Origin of the sequence: Vibrio sp. 10N.222.52.C12, from assembly GCF_041474215.1 — a bacterium.
GTDB classification, from domain to species: domain Bacteria; phylum Pseudomonadota; class Gammaproteobacteria; order Enterobacterales; family Vibrionaceae; genus Vibrio; species Vibrio crassostreae_C.
The window spans coordinates 1-3,874 of sequence record NZ_JBFRTR010000194.1 but is presented as its reverse complement, the minus strand read 5'-3'; the positions used below and the strand labels follow the sequence as shown (position 1 = coordinate 3,874).

General features: G+C 47.3%; 8 protein-coding genes. All 8 read right to left on the bottom strand.

Annotation, left to right across the window (positions count from 1 at the left end; all coding sequences use genetic code 11):
* Positions 1-27: 27 nt before the first annotated feature.
* Positions 28-240 carry a hypothetical protein gene (locus AB4623_RS23600; RefSeq protein ID WP_048615176.1) on the bottom strand — a complete coding sequence of 71 codons (213 nt, stop codon included), beginning with the start codon at positions 238-240 and terminating at the stop codon, positions 28-30.
* A 59-nt stretch (positions 241-299) separates the two neighbouring features.
* The gene (locus AB4623_RS23595; RefSeq protein WP_372147473.1) at positions 300-2,165 is read right to left on the bottom strand and encodes a replication endonuclease; all 1,866 of its coding nucleotides are present in this window, start codon (positions 2,163-2,165) and stop codon (positions 300-302) included.
* 9 nt (positions 2,166-2,174) lie between these two features.
* Positions 2,175-2,450, bottom strand: coding sequence for a hypothetical protein (locus tag AB4623_RS23590; protein ID WP_102535530.1), 276 nt, complete (start codon positions 2,448-2,450; stop codon positions 2,175-2,177).
* 190 nt (positions 2,451-2,640) lie between these two features.
* A complete protein-coding gene (locus tag AB4623_RS23585) occupies positions 2,641-2,913 on the bottom strand; it encodes a hypothetical protein (protein WP_102560329.1) in 273 nt (90 codons plus the stop codon).
* Positions 2,914-2,918: 5 nt separating this feature from the next.
* Positions 2,919-3,167: a hypothetical protein gene (locus AB4623_RS23580; RefSeq protein WP_102535528.1), complete on the bottom strand. Its 249-nt coding sequence runs from the start codon at positions 3,165-3,167 to the stop codon at positions 2,919-2,921.
* Entirely contained in the window at positions 3,164-3,433 is a 270-nt protein-coding gene (locus tag AB4623_RS23575) for a hypothetical protein (protein WP_102535527.1), read from the bottom strand. Before AB4623_RS23575 ends, AB4623_RS23580 begins: the two co-directional genes overlap by 4 nt.
* A gap of 4 nt (positions 3,434-3,437) precedes the next feature.
* Complete coding sequence (locus AB4623_RS23570; protein ID WP_102535526.1) at positions 3,438-3,635, bottom strand: hypothetical protein; 198 nt, start codon at positions 3,633-3,635, stop codon at positions 3,438-3,440.
* The coding region (locus tag AB4623_RS23565; protein WP_372147471.1) for a hypothetical protein at positions 3,632-3,874 on the bottom strand (243 nt) is incomplete at its 5' end. The genes AB4623_RS23565 and AB4623_RS23570, both read right to left, overlap by 4 nt.

Sequence of the window (3,874 nt, the reverse complement as noted above, 5' to 3'; positions counted from 1 at the left end):
CCCTGTCTCTCGACGTTGGCTTCGTGGTTAGTGAGCAGCTCCTAGTACGTGAACATGCTCACCTGCATCCGTAACAAACGGCACGCCCTTGTTAATTGCATTTAAAGCGGCAAGCTCGTTCATTGGAATAAAATTACATTCATGCGATAAGTTTTGTTCGGTGATTAAAATCTGTTCACCGACAACTGGCATATTGTAGCTGTAAAAATAAATCGCTTTAGTGTTGATAGATATATTCATAAAAGTTCCTGTCTCTCGACGTTAGTTAGAATGCCCCTGATTCACATCGTTGGCGTGGGTTAAGTGACTCCCAACCGTCCGTTGATAAGGCTGAGAGTGGTGTGCTTATCAATGGGGATTCTCGCCCCCATCGACAGCGGTTTGAGTAAGCATTGAACCCCTTTAATGCTCCATCCGGTCACGTCCATTAACGCTTTTTCGAGTGGGGAAATGTCGATTTTCGGGGGTGGGTTACACTTATTTTCAGTGCTCCAAGGGACAGCGCTCCGCGCTTTGTTCCACGCGTCCACATCGCACTTCGCCACCACCGAAAAGTGATCGCGGCAGGTCTCGATCACGTGACCTAACCATTCCAACCCGATCACCCGCTTGGTGGTTTCGCCGTACTGGTTAATCTGCGTTTCATGGGCGAGGCGCAAATCCCCAATGTGCTGCGTAAATTCTTTCCATCGTGATTTATCCGCATGCTCATGCAGGTCGATTAATGCTTCATCAATCGCCACATCGGCTTTGTTCGCGCGTCTGAGTTGTCGCCACAGACCCACGGCAGGAGAGCCCGATTGTGAAAACTGCTTAATGCCCCAAGCGCTGGCCCACGCTCTGACCGAGACTGCAGTTTCTTCCGCGGCGCCTTTGGGCAGGTGTGCGCCGTTAATGTTTTTGGAGATGTATTTGATGATGTAGCCAGTAGCGCTACCTTTTTTAGGGTTGCAAGGTTTCGCGTGAAAACGGGCTTTGCGTTTCTTCTTAGTATGAAGTTCGTCTGCGTCTTCACTTCGTGCAATCATGGCACAGATACGCATTAGGTCGGCTTTGTGCTCTTTGGCGCAATACACAAACGCATGGAGGTGAGGAGTTCCGTCTTTGTGGGGTTCGGCCACCCGTAGGCCAAACCAAGGTAAATCAATCTTGGCAAAGTGAGCACGGGCAAGTTTCCATTGCTCCATTAAATTCTGGTGCGCTTCTTTAACGGTGCAACCGTTCCACTTGGGCGAATTACGGTGATACTTTGAGGGAAGTGTCCATGTGATAAAAACCCCTTCAAACCCCATATCAAGAGCTCGCTCTTCATCGCCACGACTGCGAACAACCAGTTCAACGCGTCGGTTCTCTAGATTTGCTGTAGTGCGTGAAGCCACTTCCGCAAGGTTGAACTCCTGCATGGTCTCATGGCTAATCACCACCATGTTTTGCATAAACGCTTCTGACTCGCGCATCTTTTGTTTGAAGTTAGACAAGGTTAGACGTGATACGTAGTGCGTTTGACCTTGCTTCTTACCGACATTACCAAGCGTCACTTGAGCGTGCTCAATGTATTGCTTGCGTAGACGCTTGAGTTTGCGCGTTAAATACTTCGGGTCGATACAACGACGGATAGCGCACTCTAAAATAATCTCTGCGTCTCGAATGGTGAGCTTTTTGCCTATATCACGGGTATCAGCGCTAGGTGGCTCAATGAACGCTTTTAGCATCACATCACGGATTTGTTCAAAGCCGTAGTGCAACGCCTCGTAGTAGTCCAGAGAGCTATCAGGAATGCCATCAATGCGCTTTTCAGTTTCGACAATGGCGATATCGTTAATGATATCGGCAAAGGCTACGGTCAGCTTAACGGCAAAGTCTTTGATTAGGTCGTCACTCATGAGAATGTCATGAGTCAGCTCTAAAGGCTTAGGCTCATAGCAGATATAACCAAAAGGGAATTTGTGGGTAAAGTGGTGGGCGACGTTATCCACAAAGTTCACACGTTCGGTGATGAATAGGGCGAGATTGTGGTCGGTAGGATTGCTGCGCTTTTTACGTAGACCTAGTTTAAGTTCCAGATCTTGACGCATCATCACCGGCAGGTGCGCCGTGAGATTGGCGATATATTGCGTCAATGAAGGGTTACTATTTATTTTCTTAAATAAACTAAATTCAATCATTGCTTGGCCTTACCACTTAATGGCTTCCGTAGTGGGGCAAATTCCTAATGTGTGATGCTCTAGGAAGTCCTCTTTTGGACAGTGGTAGACGTCGTCAGTTGTAATATAAATAACAAAATCACCGATTTGAGGCTTAATGGCGTGATTGAAACGTAAGGATTTCAGACCCATAAAATTTAATATTGAAGTACGTTTACCTATTTTTTTTATTTGCATGTCTTGAGTAATTTCAGCCGCATAGTGGACTGAATCGGTGGTTAGGTAGGGGTGAAAAACAATGTACATTCTTTATGCTCCTGATTTATTTGATGAGGGTGGTGTTAAGTTTGGTTGATGGAAGTGTTTTAGGGACTCATGGCTTAGCCCTATCTCTAATGACGCTGTGTATTCACGCCAATCTCTTTTGACTGTCTGGTAGTTAAGGTGAAACGCCATACCGCGATTGCGCCGGTAGAGGTATCTCAGTTTTATGAACTCAGTTAATTTCATCTTTTGCGTTGCTCACTGTTCCCCAAGGCTCGATGCAGCCTCGTTCTGTGCAGGTGTAATTCAAGGGGTTAGGCGTCGGTTTAACGCGCTTTTTAATGCCGTGCTTTTCTCTCAGCTTCGATATTAAGAAACGCGCTCTCTTAGTTTTTTCTTGGTCAAAGTCTTTGAGCCCTTCCATGTCGGGGCAGGGCTTGTGGATAGGGTCAGTGATAGGTAAGTCAACACTGGACACGGCCTCTTGGTAAGACACATTTCCCATGAGGATTACTCAGGCAAATCAGGCCACGGACTGCCTGAATTCATGATGCGATAAATATCCGCTTCATTCTCTTTGTCATTCAGAGAGTCGGCATAGAACCCCCAGTAACGCTTTACCCTTTCCGTTTTGCCGTCTAAGCCGGTATCGAGGCATTGAATGAACGCAAATCCGCGTCCGTGAGTTCGGGCAAAGTGGAGCTGGCATTTTGGGTGAGTGCTGTCATAGACAAGGTTGTTTTTGGTTTGGACTTTCATTGTGCTAACTCCTTGCAGGGTGCTTCGTTGAATAAGTACATTTTTGTGCAAGCGTCATCGATGGATTGAGCTAAGTGGTGTTCGCCGCTGGTTTCGGCATAGACGCGCACTTCATGTAAACGCTCAAGAATCGATTCATGAATGAGCTCAGATTGCGCTTGAGTCACCAAGCTTGATGGGGCGCTTTCTTTTAGGCAGTGCATATCTTGGTGGTACGCTTCCACCCAAAAGCGGTAAAGGTGTTGAGTGACGTCGGCGTGAGTCATGGGCTTATCCTTGTACGACTAGGCGCAAATCACCTTCAAGCGGGATGATGGCAAGGTTGGTGGCCATGAACGACGCAGGGTGACCGGCTCGCTCTTCCATTTCTGATACCGCACGCGAGAAATTCGAAGAGTGCTCATTGGCTGGCACCACTTCCACCGGTAGGCATTTTTGGTTTGAGAAGATTTGGATGAGAGGGATCATGATTTCTTCCTCAATATCGACAGTTTGAATTGTCCCGCTTCCATACGAGCCGCGAGTTCGACGAGGTCGACATACCGCTTCCCTGCATCGAGTTCTTTTTCCACTTCGGGTAAATCGGCGTTATCAAGACGATCGAGTACCTGTCTTTCACTCATTCCGTGAGAACGTGCAAATAAAGGCACAGACATGAATAACGCGGGTAGCATTGGCATGTGATATCCTCGTAGGTTTGATGATTT

Coding starts and splice junctions, on each gene's coding strand:
- AB4623_RS23600 (WP_048615176.1), bottom strand. CDS start 240: ATGAATATATCTATCAACACTAAAGCGATTTATTTTTACAGCTACAAT.
- AB4623_RS23595 (WP_372147473.1), bottom strand. CDS start 2,165: ATGATTGAATTTAGTTTATTTAAGAAAATAAATAGTAACCCTTCATTG.
- AB4623_RS23590 (WP_102535530.1), bottom strand. CDS start 2,450: ATGTACATTGTTTTTCACCCCTACCTAACCACCGATTCAGTCCACTAT.
- AB4623_RS23585 (WP_102560329.1), bottom strand. CDS start 2,913: ATGGGAAATGTGTCTTACCAAGAGGCCGTGTCCAGTGTTGACTTACCT.
- AB4623_RS23580 (WP_102535528.1), bottom strand. CDS start 3,167: ATGAAAGTCCAAACCAAAAACAACCTTGTCTATGACAGCACTCACCCA.
- AB4623_RS23575 (WP_102535527.1), bottom strand. CDS start 3,433: ATGACTCACGCCGACGTCACTCAACACCTTTACCGCTTTTGGGTGGAA.
- AB4623_RS23570 (WP_102535526.1), bottom strand. CDS start 3,635: ATGATCCCTCTCATCCAAATCTTCTCAAACCAAAAATGCCTACCGGTG.